Annotated in this window: 23 protein-coding genes; 6 read left to right on the top strand and 17 right to left on the bottom strand. The window is 68.6% G+C overall.

Going from position 1 to position 22,646, the window contains the following annotated elements; all coding sequences use genetic code 11:
• The first annotated feature begins 243 nt into the window (after positions 1–243).
• Both ACJH5R_RS18915 and radA read left to right on the top strand, forming a co-directional pair.
• Entirely contained in the window at positions 244–792 is a 549-nt protein-coding gene (locus ACJH5R_RS18915) for a hypothetical protein (RefSeq protein WP_406759699.1), read from the top strand.
• Between the two features lie 49 nt (positions 793–841).
• Positions 842–2,248 carry a DNA repair protein RadA gene (gene radA, locus ACJH5R_RS18910; RefSeq protein WP_406759698.1) on the top strand — a complete coding sequence of 469 codons (1,407 nt, stop codon included), beginning with the start codon at positions 842–844 and terminating at the stop codon, positions 2,246–2,248.
• A 14-nt stretch (positions 2,249–2,262) separates the two neighbouring features.
• Here radA and ACJH5R_RS18905 read toward each other — a convergent pair whose 3' ends face one another.
• Both ACJH5R_RS18905 and ACJH5R_RS18900 read right to left on the bottom strand, forming a co-directional pair.
• Positions 2,263–3,024: a hypothetical protein gene (locus ACJH5R_RS18905; RefSeq protein WP_406759697.1), complete on the bottom strand. Its 762-nt coding sequence runs from the start codon at positions 3,022–3,024 to the stop codon at positions 2,263–2,265.
• A gap of 79 nt (positions 3,025–3,103) precedes the next feature.
• A complete protein-coding gene (locus ACJH5R_RS18900) occupies positions 3,104–3,733 on the bottom strand; it encodes a carbonic anhydrase (RefSeq protein ID WP_406759696.1) in 630 nt (209 codons plus the stop codon).
• Here ACJH5R_RS18900 and ACJH5R_RS18895 point away from each other — a divergent pair.
• Complete coding sequence (locus ACJH5R_RS18895) at positions 3,732–4,679, top strand: A/G-specific adenine glycosylase (RefSeq protein ID WP_406759695.1); 948 nt, start codon at positions 3,732–3,734, stop codon at positions 4,677–4,679. The two genes, ACJH5R_RS18900 and ACJH5R_RS18895, sit on opposite strands and share 2 nt — an antisense overlap.
• Here the strand turns inward: ACJH5R_RS18895 and ACJH5R_RS18890 are convergent.
• Positions 4,646–5,407, bottom strand: a complete 762-nt coding sequence (locus ACJH5R_RS18890) for an alpha/beta fold hydrolase (protein WP_406759694.1) — start codon at positions 5,405–5,407, stop codon at positions 4,646–4,648. The two genes, ACJH5R_RS18895 and ACJH5R_RS18890, sit on opposite strands and share 34 nt — an antisense overlap.
• 23 nt (positions 5,408–5,430) lie before the next feature.
• Between ACJH5R_RS18890 and mhuD the strand changes: the two genes are divergently transcribed.
• The 3 genes from mhuD to ACJH5R_RS18875 are packed head-to-tail and all read left to right on the top strand — an operon-like array spanning position 5,431 to position 7,790.
• Positions 5,431–5,748, top strand: coding sequence for a mycobilin-forming heme oxygenase MhuD (gene mhuD / locus ACJH5R_RS18885; RefSeq protein WP_024442369.1), 318 nt, complete (start codon positions 5,431–5,433; stop codon positions 5,746–5,748).
• Between the two features lie 4 nt (positions 5,749–5,752).
• A complete protein-coding gene (locus ACJH5R_RS18880; RefSeq protein ID WP_406782579.1) occupies positions 5,753–7,099 on the top strand; it encodes a serine hydrolase in 1,347 nt (448 codons plus the stop codon).
• 37 nt (positions 7,100–7,136) lie between these two features.
• Positions 7,137–7,790 (top strand): dihydrofolate reductase family protein, encoded by a 654-nt coding sequence (locus ACJH5R_RS18875; RefSeq protein ID WP_406782578.1) that lies wholly within the window; start codon positions 7,137–7,139, stop codon positions 7,788–7,790.
• A 68-nt stretch (positions 7,791–7,858) separates the two neighbouring features.
• Here ACJH5R_RS18875 and clpC1 read toward each other — a convergent pair whose 3' ends face one another.
• From clpC1 to ftsH, 14 genes are all read right to left on the bottom strand, one after another.
• Positions 7,859–10,387 carry an ATP-dependent protease ATP-binding subunit ClpC gene (gene clpC1 / locus ACJH5R_RS18870; RefSeq protein WP_406759691.1) on the bottom strand — a complete coding sequence of 843 codons (2,529 nt, stop codon included), beginning with the start codon at positions 10,385–10,387 and terminating at the stop codon, positions 7,859–7,861.
• A 296-nt stretch (positions 10,388–10,683) separates the two neighbouring features.
• Complete coding sequence (lsr2, locus tag ACJH5R_RS18865) at positions 10,684–11,019, bottom strand: histone-like nucleoid-structuring protein Lsr2 (protein WP_024442366.1); 336 nt, start codon at positions 11,017–11,019, stop codon at positions 10,684–10,686.
• A 116-nt stretch (positions 11,020–11,135) separates the two neighbouring features.
• A complete protein-coding gene (gene lysS / locus ACJH5R_RS18860) occupies positions 11,136–12,659 on the bottom strand; it encodes a lysine--tRNA ligase (RefSeq protein ID WP_406759690.1) in 1,524 nt (507 codons plus the stop codon).
• A gap of 50 nt (positions 12,660–12,709) precedes the next feature.
• Positions 12,710–13,522 carry a type III pantothenate kinase gene (locus ACJH5R_RS18855; protein ID WP_406759689.1) on the bottom strand — a complete coding sequence of 271 codons (813 nt, stop codon included), beginning with the start codon at positions 13,520–13,522 and terminating at the stop codon, positions 12,710–12,712.
• 2 nt (positions 13,523–13,524) lie between these two features.
• Positions 13,525–13,941, bottom strand: coding sequence for an aspartate 1-decarboxylase (gene panD, locus ACJH5R_RS18850; RefSeq protein WP_406759688.1), 417 nt, complete (start codon positions 13,939–13,941; stop codon positions 13,525–13,527).
• Positions 13,941–14,876: a pantoate--beta-alanine ligase gene (gene panC, locus ACJH5R_RS18845; protein ID WP_406759687.1), complete on the bottom strand. Its 936-nt coding sequence runs from the start codon at positions 14,874–14,876 to the stop codon at positions 13,941–13,943. The genes panD and panC overlap by 1 nt, the downstream gene beginning before the upstream one ends.
• Positions 14,873–15,775: a Rossmann-like and DUF2520 domain-containing protein gene (locus ACJH5R_RS18840; protein WP_406759686.1), complete on the bottom strand. Its 903-nt coding sequence runs from the start codon at positions 15,773–15,775 to the stop codon at positions 14,873–14,875. Before ACJH5R_RS18840 ends, panC begins: the two co-directional genes overlap by 4 nt.
• A gap of 128 nt (positions 15,776–15,903) precedes the next feature.
• The gene (locus ACJH5R_RS18835) at positions 15,904–17,292 is read right to left on the bottom strand and encodes a DUF6779 domain-containing protein (protein ID WP_406782577.1); all 1,389 of its coding nucleotides are present in this window, start codon (positions 17,290–17,292) and stop codon (positions 15,904–15,906) included.
• Positions 17,293–17,397: 105 nt separating this feature from the next.
• Positions 17,398–17,883 (bottom strand): DUF3180 domain-containing protein, encoded by a 486-nt coding sequence (locus ACJH5R_RS18830; protein ID WP_406782576.1) that lies wholly within the window; start codon positions 17,881–17,883, stop codon positions 17,398–17,400.
• Positions 17,883–18,404, bottom strand: coding sequence for a 2-amino-4-hydroxy-6-hydroxymethyldihydropteridine diphosphokinase (gene folK, locus ACJH5R_RS18825; protein WP_406782575.1), 522 nt, complete (start codon positions 18,402–18,404; stop codon positions 17,883–17,885). The genes ACJH5R_RS18830 and folK overlap by 1 nt, the downstream gene beginning before the upstream one ends.
• Positions 18,401–18,790: a dihydroneopterin aldolase gene (gene folB / locus ACJH5R_RS18820; protein WP_406759682.1), complete on the bottom strand. Its 390-nt coding sequence runs from the start codon at positions 18,788–18,790 to the stop codon at positions 18,401–18,403. The genes folK and folB overlap by 4 nt, the downstream gene beginning before the upstream one ends.
• The gene (folP, locus tag ACJH5R_RS18815) at positions 18,783–19,619 is read right to left on the bottom strand and encodes a dihydropteroate synthase (RefSeq protein WP_406782574.1); all 837 of its coding nucleotides are present in this window, start codon (positions 19,617–19,619) and stop codon (positions 18,783–18,785) included. Before folP ends, folB begins: the two co-directional genes overlap by 8 nt.
• Entirely contained in the window at positions 19,616–20,194 is a 579-nt protein-coding gene (gene folE / locus ACJH5R_RS18810) for a GTP cyclohydrolase I FolE (protein ID WP_406759782.1), read from the bottom strand. The genes folP and folE overlap by 4 nt, the downstream gene beginning before the upstream one ends.
• Positions 20,195–20,210: 16 nt before the next feature.
• Positions 20,211–22,595, bottom strand: a complete 2,385-nt coding sequence (gene ftsH / locus ACJH5R_RS18805; protein ID WP_406759680.1) for an ATP-dependent zinc metalloprotease FtsH — start codon at positions 22,593–22,595, stop codon at positions 20,211–20,213.
• Positions 22,596–22,646 lie beyond the last annotated feature (51 nt).

Raw genomic sequence — 22,646 nt, 5'->3', positions numbered from 1 at the left:
CGCTACCTCATGCTAACACGCCGCCACAACACGCGACCACCAACGGTGCAGGTCAGGGGCACCGCGACCCCAGAAGGGGGGTTGACACCACGACGGAAGCGTGCTGGGTCGATCCTGATTGGAGCCTGATCGGGGCTGGTCGATGGGGGTGGTGGACGACCGGTAACCCTGCGCTACCGCCAGCAGATGGTTGCTACTACAGTGCATAGTCACAAGTCGCCACGGCCGAGCAGGAGACCATACGTGAACTCGTTCAGCAGGGCCTTCAACAAGGCTGCGATCGCGCTGATTGCTGCAGCGGCGCTGGCCGGCTGCGGTACCGGTCAGATCTCTCAGACCGCAGACCAGGCATCCGCGGTCAACGGCTCCTCGGCCACCATCGGTGACCTGGCACTGCGCGACGTGCGGATCCAGGCGACTCAGACCGGCGACGCGTTGGAGCCCGGCCAGACCGTCGACCTGGTGTTCGTGGTCAGCAACCAGTCGACCGACGCCGACGACGAGCTGACCGACATCAAGACTTCGATCGGCAAGGTGTCACCGACCGGTAGCAAGACCGTGCCGGTCGGCGGTGTCCTGGTCGTGAGCGCGCCGGCCGGCCCCGACCTGCCGACGGCTCCCGCGGCCAAGGCACTGCCCGAGGTCGCCAACGCCAACACCGCCACGGCGACGGTGACCCTGGACAAGGCGATCCGCAACGGGCTCACCTACGACTTCACCTTCAACTTCAAGAAGGCCGGCGAGGTGCGCGTGGACGTCCCGATCTCGGCCGGCCCGGTTTCGCACCACTGACGCATCGGTCGCCGCCGACACTGTCGGACCTAACCGATACGGTCGCCGGGTGGCCAAAGCGCGTTCGCTCTATCGCTGTTCGGAATGCGGGAACACCACCGCGAAGTGGCTGGGCCGTTGCCCGGATTGCGGCAGCTGGGGTGGTATCGACCCGGTAGGCGAAGCGGCAGCACCGGCGGGCGGGCTGCGGCCGGCGGCACCGGCGCGGCCCGCGGTCCCGATCAGCTCCATCGCGGCGGGGCGCGCACAGCCGGCGCCCACCGGTGTCACCGAACTCGACCGGGTGTTGGGCGGCGGGGTCGTCCCCGGCTCGGTCACCCTGTTGGCCGGCGATCCCGGGGTCGGCAAGTCGACGCTGCTGCTCGAGGTCGCCCACCGCTGGGCGCTGGCCGGGCGCCGGGCGCTGTACGTCTCCGGAGAGGAGTCCGCGGGGCAGATCCGGTTGCGCGCCGAACGCACCGGATGTAGCCACGACGAGATCTACCTGGCCTCCGAGGCCGACCTGCAGACCGTGCTGGGCCACATCGAGGCAGTGCGGCCCACCCTGGTGGTGGTGGATTCGGTGCAGACGCTGGCCGCTGCCGACACCGACGGCGTGGCCGGCGGGGTCACCCAGGTACGGGCCGTCACGGCCGCCCTGACCGCGGCCGCCAAGACCGCCGATGTGGCACTGATCCTGGTCGGACACGTGACCAAGGACGGTGCCATCGCCGGCCCACGTTCACTGGAGCACCTCGTCGACGTGGTCCTGCACTTCGAGGGAGACCGCAACTCGGTGCTGCGAATGGTGCGAGCGGTCAAGAATCGATTCGGTGCCACCGACGAGGTGGGCTGTTTCCTGCTCCGTGACAACGGCATCGAACCAATCGCCGACCCGTCCGGCCTGTTCCTGGAACAGCGCAGCGAGCCGGTGCCGGGCACCGCGATCACCATCGCACTCGATGGCAAGCGACCGTTGATCGGCGAAGTGCAGGCGCTGCTGGCCAAGCCTGCGGGTGGGTCGCCGCGCCGCGCGGTCAGTGGCATCGACCACGCCCGGGCGGCCATGATCACCGCGGTGCTGGACAAGCACGCCGAGCTTCCGATCGCGGCCGGCGACATCTACCTGTCCACGGTGGGCGGTATGCGGTTGACCGATCCGTCCACGGATCTGGCCGTCGCCATCGCACTGGCGTCGGCCTATGCGGATCTGCCGCTACCGGCGACCACCGTTGTGGTGGGCGAAGTCGGTCTGGCCGGTGACCTGCGCCCTGTCAGCGGGATGGACCGCCGGCTCGCTGAGGCGGCCAGGCTCGGATTCACCACCGCACTGACTCCCCCGGGCGCCCCGGCCAGCGTCGGTGCCCTGCGTACGGTGCCGGCCGCCAATATCGTTGCGGCGCTGCACCATCTGGTCGAGATCGCCGACCGGCGTGTGGGACAGCTGGCGCCACCGAAACTACTGGACCGGAGCTAAAGCCAACCCGACGATCAGTTGCCCGGCGGCGGAGCGTCCGGCGGGGGCACGTCCTGCCCCGGCGGCGGCAGGTCCGGTGAAGGCTCGGTAAGCATGAACGGCACCGTCGCTGATCGCAGATTGCCCAGTTGGACGACGAGGTTGTAGGTACCGGGCCCGATCGGCTGCCGTGGCAGTGGGCACTGCGGCGCCGAACCCATTCCGGTCCAGGTCACCGTGGTGGTCACCTGCTCACCGGGATCGAACGTCTTCACCAGGGTTTCGTTCGACGGCGCGCAGTCCAGGTTCGACCACAGCCGTTGGTTGTCCAGCGAGTAGACGTAGGCAGCCAGTACCGCGGCACCCACGTCCCGCTTGCAGGCCACCAACCCGATGTTGGTGACGACCATGGTGAACTGGGGCTGTTCACCCACCGTGTACTGCGGACCGGTCAGACCCTTGACCGCCAGCGTCGAGTCGGGGCAGTCGTCGCCCTCCTTGAGCACTGGGGGCGGGGTCACCGCAGCGGTAGGCGTCGGCGCTTGGGGTGGCACCTGCTCCGCGGGAGCCACCACAGGCGTCTTGACCTCTTCGGGCGAGGGGTTCTGTGGCTTGGCGTGCTGCGCGGCGGAAGACTTCTTCCCGTCGGCGTTGTCGGCACCAGCGCTGCCATGAATGACACCGAAGATGATGGCCGACACGACTGCAATCACGATGAGCGCAATGCCCAGCGCGAGGCCACGTCGTCGCCAATAGATCTGCGAAGGCAGCGGACCCTGCGGTTCCAAATCGAGCACGTTCTCACGGTAGGACGACCTCACCGAGAGTTGTTCGACCCGTCCCGGCGTGTCGTAGCCGCGTTGTGACCTTCGGCGACTATTCGGCGCCGTAATCGCCGATGTCGCCCAGGTGATTGCGCGCCGACACCCGTCCGTCGGCCAGGTGATAGGTGGCGCCGACGATCGCCAACGAACCGGCCACGATCCGCTCGGCGATCGCCGCGGACCGCGTTGCCAGCTGGGCCACCGTCTCGGTCACGTGCCGGGCTTCGAACTCGTCGACGGCACTCAGCCCGTCGCGGCGGCCCAGCAGGATCGACGGCATGACCCGCTCGACGATGTCCCGCAGATAACCGCCCGGCACGGCCCCGCCGTCCAGCGCACCCAGGGTCGCCGAGATCGCCCCACAGCTGTCGTGGCCGAGCACGACGATCAACGGAACGTTGAGCACCTCCACCGCGAATTCGATCGAGCCCAGCACCGCCGCGTCGACGACGTGGCCGGCGGTGCGGACCACGAACATGTCGCCCAGACCCTGGTCGAAGATCAGCTCGGCGGCCACCCGACTGTCACCGCAGCCGAACACCACCGCGGTCGGCTTCTGACCGGCGGCCAGTGCAGCGCGGCGCGCGACGTCCTGGCTGGGATGGCTGGGCTCGCCTGCGACGAAGCGCTCGTTACCCTCTTTGAGTGCTTTCCACGCTGAGATCGGGTTGGAATTAGGCATGCCCGATATTCTGCCTGTGAATCCAACGCAGCGCGCGGCGAGCATCGAATTTCACCAGCTGTTCAACTGGTTCGCGTCGGCTGAACGCGATCTGCCTTGGCGGGCGGGCGATGTCACGCCGTGGCAGATCCTGGTCAGCGAGTTCATGCTGCAGCAGACGCCGGTCGCACGGGTCCTGCCGATCTGGCCGGACTGGGTGGCACGCTGGCCGACGCCGTCGGCGACGGCGGCCGCAAGCCAGGCCGACATCCTGCGGGCATGGGGCAAACTCGGCTATCCCCGCCGCGCCATGCGGCTGCATGAATGCGCGACGGTGATCGCTCGGGAATTCGCCGACGTAGTGCCCGACGACGTCGATGTCTTGCAGCAGCTGCCCGGGATCGGCAGCTACACAGCCAGGGCGGTGGCCAGCTTCGCCTACCGCCAGCCGGTTCCGGTGGTGGACACCAACGTGCGCCGGGTGGTGGCCCGGGCCGTGCACGGGCAGGCCGACGCCGGTGCCCCGTCGGCAAAACGCGACCACGCCGACGTCGGCGCCCTGCTGGCCCTACTGCCCAAAGCCGACCGGGCCGCCACGTTCTCCGCGGCGCTGATGGAGCTGGGCGCCATCGTGTGCACCGCGCGGTCGCCGCGCTGTGACGCCTGCCCGCTGCGGGCTACCTGCCAGTGGCGGCTGGCCGGCTCGCCGCCGCCCACCGGTCAGAAGCGCCCCACCCAACGCTATGCCGGCACCGACCGCCAGGTCCGCGGACGGCTACTGGATGTGTTGCGGGACAACGCCGTTGCAGTGACACGCGCCGAGCTTGACCTCGCCTGGCCGGCCGACGCGGTGCAGCGCGAGCGCGCCCTGAGCTCCCTGCTGGGCGACGGACTGGTGGAATTACTGCCCGACGGCCGCTTCGCGCTGCCAGGTCAGGACAGGAACGACTCGACGGCCTCGCGGTAGACCTGCGGCGCCTCGTCGTGCACCAGGTGTCCCGCCTCGGGGACGTGCAGGTAGGTGCTGTCGAAGGCGATGCGGTGCATTTCGCGCATCTGCCCCGGCGGGGTCACCGAGTTACCGGCCTCGATCAGCAGGGCCGGCGCACGCACCGCGCGCCACTGCTCCCAGTAGTCCCGAGTGCCCCACTCGGCGGCGATCTGCAACCACCACTCGGGTCGACCATGGAGCCGCCAGCCGGTCTCGGTGTGGTCGAAGGCTTCCAGGAAGTAGCGTCCGGCGATGTCGCCGAATTCGGCGATCACCTGCTCAGCGCTGGGGAACTCCACCGGCAGGGCATGCACCCACGGCTCCCACGGGCCGGTGGTGCGGCCCCGGAAGTCCGGCGCCATGTCCTCGACCACCAGCGCGGAGATGAGTTCGGGGCGACGGGCCGCCAGGCACCACGAATGCAATCCGCCCATCGAATGTCCGATCAGCCGCACCGGGCCGGGCAACTGCTCCACCGCGGTGGCCAGGTCGGCGACGAAGCGTTCGGTGGCGATGGGATGGGGGTCGGCGACCTCGCGGCCTCGATGCCAGGGGGCGTCGTAGGTGTAGACCGCACCGAGCCTGGTCAGCCAGGGCAGTTGCCGCGGCCAGGTGGTGCCACGCCCCATCAGGCCGTGCACCAGCACCAACGGCGCCCCGCGTCCGCCGCGGTAGGTCAGCAACTCGGTCGACGCGATCCCCACCCGGGGCACGGTAGCCTAGGCCCATGTCAGTGGTGAAGATCAATGCAATCGAGGTGCCCGCCGACGCCGGGCCCGAACTGGAGAAACGGTTTGCAAATCGCGCGCACGCGGTGGAGAACCAGCCCGGTTTTCTTGGCTTCCAGCTGCTGCGCCCCGTCAAGGGCGACGACCGCTACTTCGTGGTGACGCACTGGGAGTCCGACGAAGCGTTCCAGGCGTGGGCGCAGGGACCCGCCGTCGAAGCCCACGCCGGGCAGCGCGCCAAGCCGGTGGCGACCGGGGCATCATTGCTGGAGTTCGAGGTCGTGCTTGACGTCGCCGGAACCGCCGCACAGGCCTAGTCCCGTGCGGCGCCACCTGGCGGCATGGACGACCGCTCTGACCCTGGTCCCCCTCGCCGCCGGGGCAGCCGCCGGCTGCGCCCCTTCACCGGCATCTCCCGCCGACGCCGGCGCCGACAGCGGCGTGACGATTTCGACCAAGACGCCGCCGGGTCTGCGCGCCAAGCAGACCATGGACATGCTGAACTCCGACTGGCCGATCGGCCCGATCGGGGTGGCGACCCTGGCCGCACCGGACAAGGTCGAGCAGGTGGTCACGACCATGGAATCACTGTGGTGGGACCGGCCGTTCCACCTCGACAGCGTCGACATTCGCGCCGGTGCGGCCACCCTGCACCTGACCACCTCCTACGGCGCTCGGCAGGACATCAGGCTCCGCACCGACGACAACGGCATGGTCGACCTGTTCAAGCCGACCACCGAGGCACCGACCATCGCCTCGTGGCACGACCTCGATGCGGTGCTGAAAAAGACCGGCGCGCGGTACTCCTACCAGGCCTCGCGGATCGAGGGCGGTGCCTGTAAACCGGTGGCCGGTGCCAACACCGCCCAGCCCCTGCCGCTGGCATCGATCTTCAAGTTGTACGTGCTGCTGGCGGTGGCCAACGAGGTGAAGGGCGGGACGGTGTCCTGGGACGACCCGCTGACCATCACCGGCCGAGCCAAGGCGGTCGGCTCGTCCGGACTCGAGGAGCTGCCCGACGGCGCCCATGTCTCGGTGCGCAGGGCAGCCGAGAAGATGATCGCCACCAGCGACAACATGGCGACCGACCTGCTCATCGGCCGGGTGGGCACTCGGGCGGTCGAGCGCGCGCTGGCCGCGGCCGGCCACCACGACCCGGCCAGCATGACACCGTTTCCCACCATGTACGAACTGTTCTCGGTGGGCTGGGGCAAACCAGACCTGCGCGAGCAGTGGCAGCACGGCTCACCGCAGGAACGGGCAAAGCTGCTGCAGCAGGCCGATTCCCGGCCCTATGAGCCGGATCCGATCCGTGCGCACATCCCGGCGTCCGCGTACGGCGCCGAGTGGTACGGCAGCGCCGAGGACATCTGCCGGGTGCACGTCGCGTTGCAGGCCGCTGCGGTCGGCAAGGCCGCACCGGTCCGGGAGATCCTGTCCGCGGTGCGTGGCATCGACCTGCCACGCACCGACTGGCCCTATATCGGCGCCAAAGCCGGTGGCCTGCCCGGCGATCTGACCTTCAGTTGGTACGCCGTTGACCGGGGCGGTCAGCCATGGGTGGTCAGCTTCCAGCTCAATTGGCCGCGTGACCACGGCAAGAGCGTCGGTAGCTGGATGCTGCAGGTCGCCAAGCAGGCGTTCGGCCTGCTGCCCGTCCAGCGCTAGCCCGAACCGCCGCACAGTGCAACCAGGAAGGGACCCCATGCGACAGCTGGTCCGGGTGCAGAACTTCAGCATTTCCAGCGACGGATACGGCGCAGGGGAAGGACAAAGCCGCGAGCGTCCGTTCGGTCACGCCGACCCGGCGGACTTCATGTCCTGGGCAGGTGCCACCGCGCACTGGGTCAACCGGACCGATCCCGGCGGCAGCTTCGGACTAGATGACTACATCACCCGCGACTGGGCCAACAACATCGGCGCAGAGATCATGGGGCGCAACAAATTCGGCCCGCAGCGGGGTCCGTGGGAAAACTACGACTGGCAAGGATGGTGGGGCGACGAGCCCCCGTTCCGCACACCGGTGTTCGTCCTCACCCACCATGCGCGGCCATCTTTCACACTGGCAGACACCACCTTCCATTTCCTCGACGCCTCCCCCGAGGAAGCACTGGCGCGCGCATTGTCTGCGGCCCAGGGCAAAGACGTGCGCATCGGCGGCGGCGTTGCCACGGTGCGGGAGTTCCTGGACGCCGATCTCATCGACACAATGCATGTCGCGGTGGCACCGGTCGAGCTCGGCCGCGGGGAACGGTTGTGGACGAGCCCCGACGAACTCGTGGACCGTTTCCATCTCGAGCAGGTCCCCAGCCCCAGCGGGATGTTGCATCACTTCTTCTGGCGTCGAGGCCTGAGCTGACCAGTCTGCCGGAAACGAAACGGGCGGCACCTCGAGTGAAGGTGCCGCCCGTTTCGCGTCAGTAGCAGTTACTCGCCAGTGGGCGCGCCCGCCTTGGCCAGGTCGGACGCCTCGGCGGTCGGCTTCTGGCTACCGGCAAAGGTGAACACCGCGTTCTCGTGTGCACCCTCGCCGTCCCAGTTGTCGACATCGACGGTGACCAGCTGACCGGGACCGATCTCGTCGAACAGGATCTTCTCCGAGAGCTGGTCCTCGATCTCGCGCTGGATGGTGCGCCGCAGCGGACGCGCACCCAGCACCGGGTCGAAGCCACGCTTGGCCAGCAAGGACTTGGCCCTGTCGGTCAGCGCGATGTCCATGTCCTTGGCCCGCAGCTGCTTGGCCACCCGGCCGATCATCAGGTCGACCATCTCGATGATCTCTTCCCTGGTGAGCTGGTGGAAGACGATGATGTCGTCGATGCGGTTGAGGAACTCCGGACGGAAGTGCTTCTTGAGCTCGTCGTTGACCTTGAGCTTCATCCGCTCGTAGTTGTTCTCCCCGCCGCCCTGGGTGAAGCCCAATCCGACCGCCTTGGAGATGTCGGAGGTGCCCAGGTTGGAGGTGAAGATCAGCACGCAGTTCTTGAAGTCCACCGTGCGACCCTGCCCGTCGGTGAGCCGGCCGTCCTCGAGAACCTGCAACAGGCTGTTGTAGATCTCGGCGTGGGCCTTCTCGATCTCGTCGAACAGCACCACCGAGAACGGCTTGCGCCGCACCTTCTCGGTCAGCTGACCGCCCTCTTCGTAGCCGACGTAGCCCGGAGGGGCACCGAACAGCCGCGACGCGGTGAAGCGGTCGTGGAACTCGCCCATGTCGATCTGGATGAGCGCGTCGTCGTCGCCGAACAGGAACTCAGCCAGCGCCTTGGACAGCTCGGTCTTACCGACACCGGACGGGCCGGCGAAGATGAACGAACCAGACGGCCGCTTGGGGTCCTTCAACCCGGCGCGGGTACGCCGGATCGCCTTGCTGACCGCCTTGACCGCATCCTCCTGGCCGATGATCCGCTTGTGCAGCTCGTCTTCCATCCGCAGCAGGCGGGTGGTCTCGGCCTCGGTGAGCTTGAACACCGGGATACCGGTCCAGTTGCCCAGCACCTCGGCGATCTGCTCGTCATCGACCTCGGCCACTACATCCAGATCACCCGAGCGCCACTGCTTTTCACGCTCGGCGCGCTGCGCGACGAGTTGCTTCTCCCGGTCCCGCAGACTGGCCGCCTTCTCGAAGTCCTGCGCGTCGATCGCGGACTCCTTCTCCCGACGTGCGTCGGCGATCTTCTCGTCGAACTCACGCAGGTCCGGCGGCGCGGTCATCCGGCGGATACGCATCCGGGCACCGGCCTCGTCGATCAGGTCGATCGCCTTGTCCGGCAAGAACCGGTCGTTGATGTAGCGGTCCGCCAGGGTGGCTGCCGCCACGATCGCCGAGTCGCTGATGGAGACCCGGTGGTGGGCCTCGTAGCGGTCCCGCAGACCCTTGAGGATCTCGATGGTGTGCTCGACGGTGGGCTCGCCGACCTGCACCGGCTGGAACCGGCGCTCCAGTGCGGCGTCCTTCTCGATGTACTTGCGGTACTCGTCGAGAGTCGTGGCGCCGATGGTCTGGAGTTCACCGCGAGCCAGCTTCGGCTTGAGGATCGAGGCCGCGTCGATCGCACCCTCGGCCGCACCGGCACCCACCAGGGTGTGCAGCTCGTCGATGAACAAGATGATGTCGCCGCGGGTGTTGATCTCCTTGAGGACCTTCTTCAGGCGTTCCTCGAAGTCACCGCGGTAACGGCTGCCGGCCACCAGCGAACCCAGGTCCAGGGTGTAGAGCTGCTTGTCCTTCAGCGTCTCGGGGACCTCGCCGGCCACGATGGCCTGCGCCAGGCCCTCCACCACGGCGGTCTTGCCGACGCCGGGCTCACCGATCAGCACCGGGTTGTTCTTGGTGCGCCGGGACAGCACCTGCATGACCCGCTCGATTTCCTTCTCGCGGCCGATGACCGGGTCGAGCTTGCCCTCCATGGCGGCCGCGGTCAGGTTGCGGCCGAACTGGTCGAGCACCAGCGAGGTGGACGGCGAGCCGGACTCGCCGCCCCGGCCTCCGGTGCCGGCCTCCGCGGTCTCCTTGCCCTGGTAGCCACTCAGCAGCTGGATCACCTGCTGGCGCACCCGGGTGAGGTCGGCACCCAGCTTGACCAGAACCTGCGCGGCGACGCCCTCACCCTCACGGATCAGGCCGAGCAGAATGTGCTCGGTGCCGATGTAGTTGTGGCCGAGCTGCAGCGCCTCGCGCAGACTCAGCTCGAGCACCTTCTTGGCGCGCGGGGTGAACGGGATGTGCCCGGACGGCGCCTGCTGGCCCTGGCCGATGATCTCCTCGACCTGGCTGCGCACCCCTTCCAAAGAGATGCCCAGGGACTCCAGCGACTTGGCGGCTACGCCTTCACCCTCGTGGATCAGGCCCAGCAGGATGTGCTCGGTCCCGATGTAGTTGTGGTTGAGCATCCGGGCCTCTTCTTGGGCCAGGACGACAACCCTGCGGGCGCGGTCGGTAAATCTCTCGAACATCGGTGGCTACCTGCTCTCCCTCGCGATCGGCACTTGATCGGCCTCGGCTCGGCCGGCGTGCCTGCTGTCCACTCTAGTGGGCGGCGCAGCGCGCTGTGACCTGCCTTGCAGTGCGTACTGAATCGACCACCCGATGGCCCGGCCCCGAAGGACCTGGCACCGGATGCAAGGGAGCAACGTCTAACCCATCGAATGTGTTTCCGACGGGTCCCCGGTTCGCCAGCAGCGAAACCTATCGGGTCCACGCGACGGTCCCAGGTTCGCCGATCCTGCGTCGAGCCTCGCTGAACCGCCGGCTAGGTTGCGGCGTGAAATGCGTCGATGATGTCGGCCGGGATACGCCCGCGGGTCGACACATTGTGTCCGTTGCGGCGGGCCCATTCGCGGATCGCGGCGCTCTGCTCACGGTCGATGGTTCCACGGCGGCCACCACCGGACCGTCCGCGCCGGCGACCCCCGACCCGACGGCCCGCGTCGGCCCACTTCTTCAGTTCTGCGCGCAGTTTTGTAGCATTCTTGCTCGAAAGGTCGATCTCGTAGGTCACCCCGTCCAGGCCGAATTCGACCGTTTCATCGGCGGCACCCTCACCATCGAAATCATCGATCAAGGTGACGGTCACTTTTTTCGCCATTGGTACCCCTAGGTAGCTTTCCTGCGCGCGAACGGGAGCGCAAAGCCGTATTCGACCTCGCCGACTAATCTGCCATAAAAATACGCCTGCTTCAACACAACAGGCTGCGGCGCAGTTCAGTTGCCTTGACGACGAACAATCGGAAACAAAACGGTGTCCCTAATTGATAGACCCGTCAACACCATCAACAGGCGGTCGATACCCATTCCGGTACCTGTGCAGGGCGGCATCGCATGTTCCATGGCCGCCAGGAAGTCCTCGTCGAGCGCCATCGCCTCGTCATCGCCGGCGGCCGCCGCGCGCGCCTGTTCCGCGAAACGCTCACGCTGCACCACCGGGTCGACGAGCTCGGAATAGCCGGTGGCCAGTTCAACACCGCGCATATAGAGATCCCACTTCTCCGTGACACCCTCGATGCTGCGGTGCTGGCGGGTCAGCGGCGTCGTCTCGACCGGGAAATCCCGGACAAAAGTTGGGGCGTTCAAGGCGTTGCCGACGGCATGTTCCCACAGTTCCTCGACCAGTTTCCCGTGACCATAGCCGCGGTCTTTGGGTATCTCTACGCCGAGGCGATCCGCGATCGCCCACAAGTCGGCCACCGAGGTGGCCGGGGTGATCTCTTGGCCGAGCGCGGTCGACAATGATGGATACATTTCAACGGTCGCCCATTCACCGTCAATGTCGTAGATGCTGCCGTCGGGCAGCGGCAGTTGACGGGTCCCGATCACCTCATCGGCGACCTCTTGAATAATCTCGCGGGTGGCCACCGCAGAGTCGTCATAGGTGCCGTAGGCCTGGTAGGTCTCCAGCATCGAAAACTCGGGCGAATGCGTGGAATCGGCGCCTTCATTCCGGAACACCCGATTCAGTTCGAAGACCCGGTCGAAGCCGCCGACAACGCACCGTTTCAGGAACAGTTCTGGTGCGATTCTCAGGAAAAGGTCCGCGTCGAGCGCGTTCGAATGAGTGACGAAAGGCCGGGCGGCCGCTCCGCCGGCCAATGTCTGCAACATCGGAGTTTCGACTTCAAGGAATCCGCGCCGCTCAAGCGCGTTGCGCACGGCGCGAATGACCGCGATGCGCTGACGCGCCACGGTACGGGCTTCCGGCCGGACGATCAGGTCGACGTAGCGCTGCCGGACCCGCGACTCCTCGCTCATCTCCTTGTGCGCGACCGGAAGGGGCCGCAATGACTTCGACGCCATCTGCCAGGAGTCGCCCAGCACCGACAGCTCGCCGCGGCGGGAGCTGATCACCTCGCCGTGCACATAGACGATGTCGCCGAGGTCGACGTCGGTCTTCCACGCCTCCAGCTCCTGTTCCCCGACGCTGGCCAGGCTGATCATCACCTGTAACTGGGTGCCGTCGCCCTCCTGCAGGGTCGCGAAGCACAGTTTGCCCGAGTTGCGGGAGAACACCACCCGACCCGCGACGCCGACGACGTCGCCCGTGGCGGTGTCCGCCTCCAGATCGGGGTAGTCGGCCCGGATCTGGGCAAGTGTGTGGGTGCGATCGACCGCGACCGGGTAGGGATCACGGCCTTCGGCCAGCAACCGAGCTCGCTTGTCGCGTCGGATCCGGAACTGCTCGGGGAGGTCGGATTCGTCCTGCGTCTCAGGGGATACATCGGCGGAGCTCACGACCCGCCAGCTTAGAGGAACACGGCGACAGGACGAAAAGCCCGCGACACTCAGCGCGCCGGGCGCAGTTTGCCCCGCTGACTGTCCCGATTGCGTTCGAACACCAGCCGCAGTCCGTCCAGGGTGAGGTTGGGGTCGTGATGGTCGACAGTCTCCAGATCGGCCAGCAACAGCGGTGCGGAGTGACCGGTGGCCACCACGGTCACGTCGTCTCCGGCTCCCGCGGCTTCCTCGCGGACCCGGCGAACCAGACCGTCGACCAGACCGGCGAACCCGTAGACCGCGCCGGCCTGCATGCATTCGACGGTGTTCTTGCCGATCACCGAGCGCGGCCGGGTGAGTTCGACCCGGCGCAGGCCGGCGGAGCGGGCCGCGGCGGCATCCGAAGAGATCTGGACGCCGGGCGCGATGGCGCCGCCCAGGAATTCGCCCTTGGCCGAAACCACATCGACGCAGATCGAAGAACCGAAGTCGACGACGATCGCCGCTGTCTTGAACTTGTGAAACGCGGCCAACCCGTTGACGATCCGGTCAGCCCCCACTTCCTTGGGATTGTCCACCAGCAGTGGGATCCCGGTGCGCACCCCCGGCTCGATCAACACGGCGGGGATCGAGGGCCAGTACTGGTCGAGCATCAGCCGGACTTCGTGCAGCACCGACGGCACGGTGGACAGTGCGGCGGCACCGGTGAGCTGTTCGCCGTCATCGCCGATGAGTCCGTCCAGGGTCAGCGCCAGCTCGTCCGCAGTGATCTCCGCCTCGGTCCTGATCCGCCACTGCTGCACGACGTTGCCGTGATCACCGGAGCCGGCGATCAGGCCGATGACGGTGTGGGTGTTGCGGACGTCGATCGCCAGCAGCACGGTTAGCGCACGCTTCTGGGCGAGAGTAGATCCGAGACGTCATCGGGCACGAAGGCCGGGTCATCGCCGAGATCCACCTGCTTGTTCTCGGCGTCGACGAACACGATCCGCGGCCGGTAACGGCGGGCCTCGGCGTCCTCCATGGTGCCGTAGGCGATCAGGATGACCAGGTCACCGGGATGCACCAGATGCGCTGCCGCACCGTTGATCCCGATGACACCGCTGCCCCGCTCGCCGGTGATGGCGTAGGTCACCAGCCGGGCGCCGTTGTCGATGTCGACGATCGTGACCTGCTCACCCTCGAGCAGGTCGGCGGCGTCCATCAGATCGGCGTCGATGGTCACCGAGCCGACATAGTGCAGGTCCGCATGGGTGACCGTGGCACGGTGAATCTTCGACTTGAGCATCGTCCGAAACATCAATTCCTCCGGGTTTGTGCGGCTAACGCCACGTCGGCGTCGATGGGAAGTCCGAGCGTGATCGCCGCGTTGTCGAGCAGTCGGGTAGAACCCACCCGGGCGGCGATCAGCAGCCGTCCGGGTCCGTCGGTGGGGGCCGGGCCGAGGTCGACGCCTCGAACCTGCAGGTAGTCGACGTCGACGGCGGGGACCGCGGACAGCACCGCGGCGGCGGCGTCCAGCGCCGCTGGTGCACCGGCCGCGGCCGCGCGCTCACCGGCAGCCAGTGCGGCCGACAGGGCCGTCGCCGCTTCGCGCTGCGCCGCGTCGAGGTAGCGGTTGCGTGACGACATCGCCAGGCCGTCGGATTCGCGCACGGTGGGTACGCCGACCACGGTCACGTCGAGGTTGAGGTCGGTGACCATCTGCCGCACCAACACCAACTGCTGATAGTCCTTCTCGCCCAAGAACACCCGGTCGGGGCTCACGATCGACAGCAATTTCGCGACCACGGTGAGCATGCCGGCGAAGTGGGTCGGGCGCGCGGCACCTTCGAGTTCGGCGCCCAGCGGACCCGGGTGCACCGCGGTACGCGGGCCGTTCGGGTACATGGCCGCGGCGGTCGGCGTGAAAACCAGGTCTACGCCCGCGGCGCGCAACGCGATCAGATCGGCATCCAGGGTGCGCGGGTAGGCGTCGAGGTCTTCACCGGCGCCGAACTGCAGCGGGTTGACGAAGATCGACACCGCGACCACCGAACCGGGCACTCGCTGCGCCGCTCGAATCAGCGACAGGTGGCCGTCGTGCAGGGCGCCCATGGTCGGCACCAGCATCACCCGGCGACCGGTCGACCGCAGCGCGCGGCTGACGCGGGCGACGTCCTCCGGGCGCTCGTAGACGTTGAACCCGCCGGCGGTGAAGGTGGGCTGCGGACCCCGGGACGTGTTCGGGCTCATCGGGCCAGCACCTCCAATACGTCGTCGGCGGCACCGGCGCGGTGCGCGGTGCGCAGCGCGTTGGTGCGATATGCCTCGGCCAGGTCCGGGTCCACATCGGCCAGCGCGCCCAGGTGCCGGGCCAGGGTGGCCGAGTCGCCGCGGGCCACCGGCCCGGTCAGCGCGGCCCGGCCGTCACGCAGGGTGTTGGCCAGCGCGGCACGCACCAACGGTCCGAGCACCCGCTCGGCAATCCCGTCCGGGTCATCGGCGGCCACTGAGCCGATCCGCCCCGGCAACGCCGCCCGCAACGCCGCCAGCGCGTCGTCGATCACGGTCACCACATGGTTTCCGCCGTGACAGAGCGCGGCGTGATAGAGGGTGCGGGCGGACTCGTCGACCCGGAACGGCGCGGCGCCGATCTCGCAGGTCAGCGCTTCAGCGACGGCGTAGCCGATCTCGTCGGCGGCGGTGATGCCGAAGCAGCTCTCCGACAACCGGTCGATGTCCTCATCCGAACCGGTGAAAGTCATCGCGGGATGGATGGCCAGCGGCAGGCAGCCCTGCTGCGTCAGCGGCGCGAGAACGCCGATCCCGGCGGCGCCGGAGGTGTGCACCACGATCGTGCCGGCCCGCACCGCACCGGTGGCGGCCAGGCCGGACACGATGCCGGCCAGTTCGGTGTCGGGAACGGCGAGCAGCAGCAATTCAGCGTCCGCGGCGACGTCGGGTGCCGACCGCACCAGGCTGTCGGGCAGCCGGCGCCGGGCGCGCTGGCGCGATTCCTCGGAGATGGCGCTGCAGGCCACCACCACATGTTCGGCGCGCTCCAGCGCGACACCGAGCGCGGTGCCGACGCGGCCGGCCGAGATGACGCCGACCTTGAGCCGGGCGGGCCGCAGTCCGTCGAACTGCGCCATGCAGACGACCTCACAGGTTCTCTTGGTATTCGTTCCAGTCCCGCGCTGCGGGTACCGGACGGTCGCCGGTGAGTCTATCCCGATCGGTCGCGGCGCTGCGAGTGACGTTGGTCGCAGTTGGCCGCGGATCACCCCTCGCGACGGCGGTGCCGGCGCCCTTCGCCCGCGGTGGGCTGCAGCCGGGCCAGCAGGTCGGCCACCGACTGGCCGCCGGTGCTGGGCCCCTCGGCGCTCCCGTCGGCGCCGGCGGAATGCCGCGACGCGGGCGCACTGGCGTGGGCCGGAGCCGGCGGCTCGGCCGGCTGCGGTTCGGCGGCTACCGGGGGCGTGGCGTCGTCCTGCGCCGGCCGGGCATGGTCGCCGGCCTGCTCCGCCGCGTGCCGGGAGCGCGCCCGCCGGCGCCCCCCTCCCTCGTTGGGTGCCGGCTCGGCGCCGTTGACCGGCGGACCGGCGACGGATTCGGCGGGGTCTGCGTGGCGACCGTGTCGGCTCGGCGCTTCCGCGCTGCGGTCGGGCGCCCCGTGCCGCCCGGTGTCGGCCGGAACATCCGCGGACCAGTTGCTACCCGGCACGCCCGGCGGCAGCCATTCCCCTTCGGCACCAACGGGTTTCCAGGATGGGGTCGGCGCTGCGGCCCGGGGAGGCTGGGGGGCCGGCGGAGGCTGCGGCGGTTCCGGCTCACGGCGGGGTTCGGGCGCGATGAAGGGCTGCGGCGGCTGCGCCCAACGGGCGGCGGCCGGTTGCGGTGGCGGCGTCTCGTCGGGGGCCCGCCGTGGTGACTCTTCGACGCTGCGCCGGGGTGACTCGTCGGCACGCCGACGATGCGAACCGCGGCGGCCCTCGGCGTGCGGCACCTGCGGCGTCGGCGAAGCCTGCGGTGTGGGGTTTCCGGCCGCCGGAATCCGCACCTCCGGGACGTCGATGATCGGGTTCTCTGCGGTCTGGGTGACCGAGTCCGGCGGGTAGATCGATGTGGCCGACGACGCGACTCGGGTGGCGCCGGTGGAGGGTTCTCCGCCCGAGCGCGCCCAGTCGCTGTAGGCGCGGACCGGGGTGCGCTCCGGCTCGAGCGCCGGCCGGTGGCTCAGGTCGGCGTCGAAGAGGATCTCCAGGTTGGTGCGCAGCGCTGCCAACTCCGACCGCAGGGCCGCGACCTCGTCAGCGGCCTGTGCCCGCAGTTCAGAGGCCAGCTCGCGGCGCAGCTGCGACTCCACCGTCAGCTCATACTCGCGCCGCGCGGAAATCTCGCGATCCAATTGCAGGTCGTAGACCAACTTCAGGTCGCGCGCCCGCGCCTGGTCGACATCGCTTTGCCGCCGATAGATGACCGACACGAATGCCGCCGCGACCGCGGCCCACAGCGCGATGATGACTGCGAGTTTGAGCAGCTCCACCCGACTGGTGAACACCAGCGCCGAACTCGCGGCGATCGCAAGAATCAGCAACGCCGTCATCAGTGTCCAGCCCGGCCTGCGAACTCCACGCCGACCCGGGGCGCGGGACAGGACCGAATTCATCTGCGCCGCTCCACCTCGTCGCTCTGTCCCGTATCGTTGCTGGCGCGCATTGCCCGACTGTACCTGTACGAGGTCAATCCGCGTGTCGCCCCGCTCCGGCGATTCTTACCCGGCTTGATTACCGGTCAGCTCGGCGGGCGGGCCGGGATCGTGCGGCGATTTGCAGCGGTTCTGCAACCACAGCGCGGCGATGAGCAGAGCCAGCGCGCTGGCCGCCGCGACCACCGCCCCGCCGGTGTCCTGGTCCGCGACGTGCAGGGTGGACCGGCGCGGCAGCAGATAGCCGAGCACACCCAGCCAGAAGCCCAGTACCAGCGCCCCCATCCAGGCCGACGCCTTGGCGACCACCACGGTGCGGGCCACCGCAAGCGGATGCAGCCGGCCGGCTCCGGCGCCGATCTGACCGTCGTCGATCTTCGCGCCGACGTAGCGGCCCCAGGCCAGCTCGGCGATCGCGACCGCCAGCAGCGATATCCCGGTCCACACGGTGATCGGCGGGAACCATCGGTACAGCAGCGGGACCGCCAGGTAGCTGATGATCGCGACCACGGCGGCCGCGGCGGCCACGTCACGCTTGCGAGTCGGGCCCATCAGAGCCGCAGACCCAAGTCGGTCAGCGACACCCCGGCGCGCTCCGCCGGTTCCAGCTCGTCGAGCAGCTCCGTCACCGCACGCGGCCGGCCGCCCACCGTGAGCCGGGCCTGCGGCTCCACCGACAGCCAGGGCACCAGCACGAACGCACGCAGATGGGCCCGGGGATGGGGCAAGGTCAGCTGTTCGTCGTCGGACAGCACCTCCGTGCCCCCGGTGCCGTCGTGGCAGCTGATCACGTCGACATCCAGGGTCCGCGGCCCCCACCGCTGGGTGCGCACCCGCTCGGCCGCCTGCTCCAGTTCGTGCGCGCGGCGCAACCAGCCGTGCGCATCGGCGGCCGGGTCGTCAACGATCAGCACCGCGTTGAGGAAGGGCCCCTGTTCGACGCCGCCCCACGCCTGCGTCTCGTACACCCCCGACACCGCGCGCACCGCGCGGCCCAGGCCGTCGACCGCCGACTGCAGCAGGGCCAACCGGTCCCCCAGGTTGGATCCCACCGAGAGCACGGCGCGACTCATGCCGGAACCACCTTGCCGCGCCGGTCGCTGCGTGAGCGCCGTGCCACCACCGCGACGTCGGCGAAGGTGAGCGGGATCGGGGCGTGCGGCTTGTGCAGCGTCACCTCCACGGCCTGCACTCGCGCGTCGCCCATCACCTCCTCGGCGATCTCGGCGGCGACGGTCTCGATGAGATCGCGAGCCGGGCCGGCGATGATATTCGCGGCGCGCTGCGCGAGCAGTCCGTAGTCGTAGGTGTCGGCCAAGTTGTCACTGGCCGCGGCGACGGCGAGATCCATCCAGACCGTGATGTCGACGATGAAGTCCTGACCGTCGGCCCGCTCGTGCTCGAACACACCGTGGTTGCCGCGAACCTTCAAGCCGCGCAGCTCGATCCGATCAGTCACCGCTCGCACCTCCTTGGCTCCAGGCTCCCAGGACACGTAGCGCGTCGACCGAGGCTCGCACGTCGTGCACCCGCACGCCCCAGGCGCCGTGCAGCCCGGACAACACCGATATCACCGCAGTGGCCGTTTCGCGCTCGTCGGGCGGCCGCGGCGTACCGTCCTCGCTGGCCAGCAGCGTACCGAGAAACCGCTTGCGTGACGCGCCAACGAGAACCGGCATGCCGAGATCGACCAATTGCGGCAGCCCATGCAGCAGGGCCCAATTGTGTTGGGCGGTCTTGGCGAAGCCCAGGCCGGGATCGACGATCAACTGCGAGGGATCCACGCCGGCGGCCACGGCCGCGTCGACGGCGGCGAGCAGATCCTCACGGACCTCGGCGGCCACGTCGCGGTAGCACGGCACCCGATGTGGATTGTCCGGATCGACCGGCCGCCAATGCATCAGCACCCATCGGGCACCCGAGGAAGCCAACAGCGGTGCCATGGCCGAGTCCGCGGCTCCCCCGGACACGTCGTTGACGATCGTGGCGCCGGCGTCCAGCGCGGCATCGGCGACGGCGGCGTTCATCGTATCGATGCTGACGGTAATACCTTGCTCAGCAAGTTGTTTCACGACCGGAACGACCCGCTGAGCCTCCGCCCGCGGATCGGCGCGCAGCGCACCAGGCCGGGTCGATTCGCCCCCCACGTCGATGATCGCCGCACCCTGGCTCGCCAGCCGGCGGCCGTGCGCAACGGCGCGATCGACGTTGAGGTAGCGCCCGCCGTCGGAGAACGAATCGGCGGTGACGTTGACCACCCCGACGACCTGCACGCGTGTCGTGCTCACTTGCGCCGAATGAGTTCCAGGGCCTCAGCGCGCGACGTGCTGTCGGATTTGAACTGTCCGCGGACCGCCGAGGTAGTGGTGATCGCGCCGGGCTTGCGCACTCCGCGCATCGCCATGCAGAGGTGCTCGGCCTCGACCACCACGATGACTCCGCGCGGATTGAGTTTGCGCATCAGGGCGTCGGCGACCTGCGCGGTCAACCGCTCCTGCACCTGCGGCCGCTTCGCGTAGAGATCCACCACCCGGGCCAGCTTGGACAGACCGGTGATCCGGCCGTCGTAGCCGGGGATGTACCCGACGTGCGCGACACCGTGAAAGGACACCAAGTGGTGCTCGCAGGTCGAGTAGAGCGGGATCTCCTTGACGATCACCAGCTCTTCGTGCTGCTCGTCGAAGGTGGTCTCCAGCACCGCGTCCGGGTCGGTGTAGAGCCCGGCGAACATCTCCTGATAAGCCCGCGCGACCCGCGCCGGGGTGTCGAGCAGGCCCGCCCGGTCGGGGTCTTCGCCCACCGCGAGCAGCAGCTCGCGCACGGCGGCCTCGGCCCGCGCCTGATCGAAAATTGCCGACGTCATCGTCGACCCCGCTTTCTCAGTCACCGGACGGCTGCTCGGACCGGTTGTTCTCCGTGCCACGACCACCGCCGTCGGCCTCACCGGACGATGCCGGCGGTGGCGGCGGCTGGCCGGCACCGGGGTACGGCTGGGGCCGGTGCTGATAGGGCGGGTAGTGCTGGGCGGGCGGGTAACCGCTGGGCGGCCAGTGCTGCGGGGGATACCAGTAGCCGCCCTGCTGCTGGGGCTGCGACTGCGGGGAGGGCGGCCAGCCCGGTGCGTGCCAGCCGGCCGGGGCCCCATAGTCCGGTTGGGTGCCCGCCTCACCGCCGGCGGGCACACCGTTACTGCCGTTGGGGCCGGATTCACCCGCCCGCGCGGCCGCCTCCCGGGACGCCTGAGCGATGGCGGCCTTGAACGCGGGTTCCGGCTTCGGCTGCGGCCACGGCTCGCCCCGCTCGATGGCCAGCTCACCGGGGGTCTTGATCGGCGGCTTGTCGGACGGGACCCGACCGCCGAAGTCGTCGAACGCCGTCAGCCGGGGCCGCTTGTTCACGTCGCCGAAGATCTTCTCCAGGTCGGCGCGGTGCAGCGTCTCCTTCTCCAACAGCTCGCCGGCCAAGACGTCGAGGACGTCGCGGTATTCGGTCAGGATCTCCCAGGCCTCGGTGTGCGCGGCCTCGATCAGTTTGCGGACCTCGTCGTCGATGTCGCGGGCCACTTCGTGCGAGTAGTCGGCCTGCGTACCCATCGCTCGTCCGACGAACGGATCGCCGTGGTCGGTGCCATAGCGGACCGCGCCCAGCTTGGCGCTCATGCCGTATTCGGTGACCATGGCGCGCGCGACCGCGGTGGCCTTCTCGATGTCGGAGACCGCGCCGGTGGTCGGCTCGCGGAACACCAGTTCTTCGGCGGCGCGCCCGCCCATGGCGAAGACCAGCTGGGCGATCATCTCCGAGCGGGTGCGCAGTCCCTTGTCTTCCTCGGGCACCGCCACCGCGTGCCCGCCGGTACGGCCGCGAGCCAGGATGGTGACCTTGTAGACCGGGTCGATGTCGGGCATCGCCCACGCCGCCAGGGTGTGGCCGCCCTCGTGGTAGGCGGTGATCTTCTTCTCGTGTTCGCTGATGATCCGGCCCTTGCGCCGGGGACCGCCGATCACCCGGTCCACCGCTTCTTCCAGCGCCGCGCCGGTGATCACGGTGCCGTTCTCGCGCGCGGTCAGCAGCGCCGCTTCGTTGATCACGTTGGCCAGGTCGGCGCCGGACATGCCGACGGTGCGCTTGGCCAGCCCATCCAGATCCGCGTCAGGGCCGATCGGCTTGCCCGCCGAATGCACCCGCAACACCGCCCGCCGCCCGGCGATGTCGGGGTTGGTCACCGGGATCTGGCGGTCGAACCGGCCGGGCCGCAGCAACGCGGGGTCGAGGATGTCGGGCCGGTTGGTGGCCGCGATCAGGATGACCCCGGCCCGCTCGCCGAACCCGTCCATCTCCACCAGCAATTGGTTGAGGGTCTGCTCCCGCTCGTCGTGTCCGCCGCCCATGCCGGCGCCGCGCTGGCGGCCGACGGCGTCGATCTCGTCCACGAACACGATGCACGGGCTGTTCTGTTTGGCCTGCTCGAACAGGTCCCGCACCCGGGAGGCGCCGACGCCGACGAACATCTCCACGAAGTCCGAGCCGGAGATGGTGAAGAAGGGCACGCCTGCCTCACCGGCGACCGCGCGGGCCAGCAGCGTCTTACCGGTGCCGGGGGGGCCGTAGAGCAGCACGCCTTTGGGGATCTTGGCGCCCAGCGCCTGGTAGCGGCCCGGGTTCTGCAGGAAGTCTTTGATCTCGTAGAGCTCTTCGACCGCCTCATCCACGCCGGCGACGTCGGCGAAGGTGGTCTTGGGCATGTCCTTGCCCAGCTGTTTGGCCCGTGATTTGCCCATGCCGAAGCCCATGCGGGCGCCGCCCTGCATGCGGGAGAACATCACGAACAACCCGATCAGCAGCAACATCGGCAACATGTAGATCAGCAGTGACCCGAGCAGGCTGCCCTGGTTCACCACGGTGTTGATCTGAGCCTTCTTCGCCGTCAACGCGGTGTAGAGCGGAACCGCGTACCCGGTCGGGTACTTGGTGATCAGCTTGTCGACCTTCTCGGCCCGGCCGGGCTTGTCGGCTTTGCCCGACTGGCCGGCCTTGTCGGTCACCTCGACGCTGGTGAGCGGAGTCTTCAGGACCAGCCGCAGCTGTTGCTCGCGGTCGTCGAGCTGGGCGCTCTTGACGTTGCCGCTGTGGATCTGGGCCACCGCCACCGAGGTGTCGACCGGCTTGTATCCGCGGGTGTCGTCACTGAAATAGAAGAACGACCAACCGAGCAGCAACACCACTGCGATCGCGGTTACGGTGCGGATCACGTTTTTGCGATTCATCAGACATCGGCCGGGCGCGGCCAAATCCTTCCAATACATGCAGCTGGGCAT

Origin of the sequence: Mycobacterium sp. SMC-19 (assembly GCF_045310815.1) — a bacterium.
Classification (GTDB): domain Bacteria; phylum Actinomycetota; class Actinomycetes; order Mycobacteriales; family Mycobacteriaceae; genus Mycobacterium.
Note: the sequence above shows the minus strand (reverse complement) of the source record. Positions and strands in the feature narration are given on the sequence as shown.

Coding starts and splice junctions, on each gene's coding strand:
- ACJH5R_RS18895 (WP_406759695.1), top strand. CDS start 3,732: ATGCCCGATATTCTGCCTGTGAATCCAACGCAGCGCGCGGCGAGCATC.
- ACJH5R_RS18900 (WP_406759696.1), bottom strand. CDS start 3,733: ATGCCTAATTCCAACCCGATCTCAGCGTGGAAAGCACTCAAAGAGGGT.
- mhuD (WP_024442369.1), top strand. CDS start 5,431: ATGTCAGTGGTGAAGATCAATGCAATCGAGGTGCCCGCCGACGCCGGG.
- ACJH5R_RS18875 (WP_406782578.1), top strand. CDS start 7,137: ATGCGACAGCTGGTCCGGGTGCAGAACTTCAGCATTTCCAGCGACGGA.
- clpC1 (WP_406759691.1), bottom strand. CDS start 10,387: ATGTTCGAGAGATTTACCGACCGCGCCCGCAGGGTTGTCGTCCTGGCC.
- lsr2 (WP_024442366.1), bottom strand. CDS start 11,019: ATGGCGAAAAAAGTGACCGTCACCTTGATCGATGATTTCGATGGTGAG.
- panD (WP_406759688.1), bottom strand. CDS start 13,941: ATGTTTCGGACGATGCTCAAGTCGAAGATTCACCGTGCCACGGTCACC.
- panC (WP_406759687.1), bottom strand. CDS start 14,876: ATGAGCCCGAACACGTCCCGGGGTCCGCAGCCCACCTTCACCGCCGGC.
- ACJH5R_RS18840 (WP_406759686.1), bottom strand. CDS start 15,775: ATGGCGCAGTTCGACGGACTGCGGCCCGCCCGGCTCAAGGTCGGCGTC.
- ACJH5R_RS18835 (WP_406782577.1), bottom strand. CDS start 17,292: ATGAATTCGGTCCTGTCCCGCGCCCCGGGTCGGCGTGGAGTTCGCAGG.
- ACJH5R_RS18830 (WP_406782576.1), bottom strand. CDS start 17,883: ATGGGCCCGACTCGCAAGCGTGACGTGGCCGCCGCGGCCGCCGTGGTC.
- folK (WP_406782575.1), bottom strand. CDS start 18,404: ATGAGTCGCGCCGTGCTCTCGGTGGGATCCAACCTGGGGGACCGGTTG.
- folE (WP_406759782.1), bottom strand. CDS start 20,194: ATGACGTCGGCAATTTTCGATCAGGCGCGGGCCGAGGCCGCCGTGCGC.
- ftsH (WP_406759680.1), bottom strand. CDS start 22,595: ATGAATCGCAAAAACGTGATCCGCACCGTAACCGCGATCGCAGTGGTG.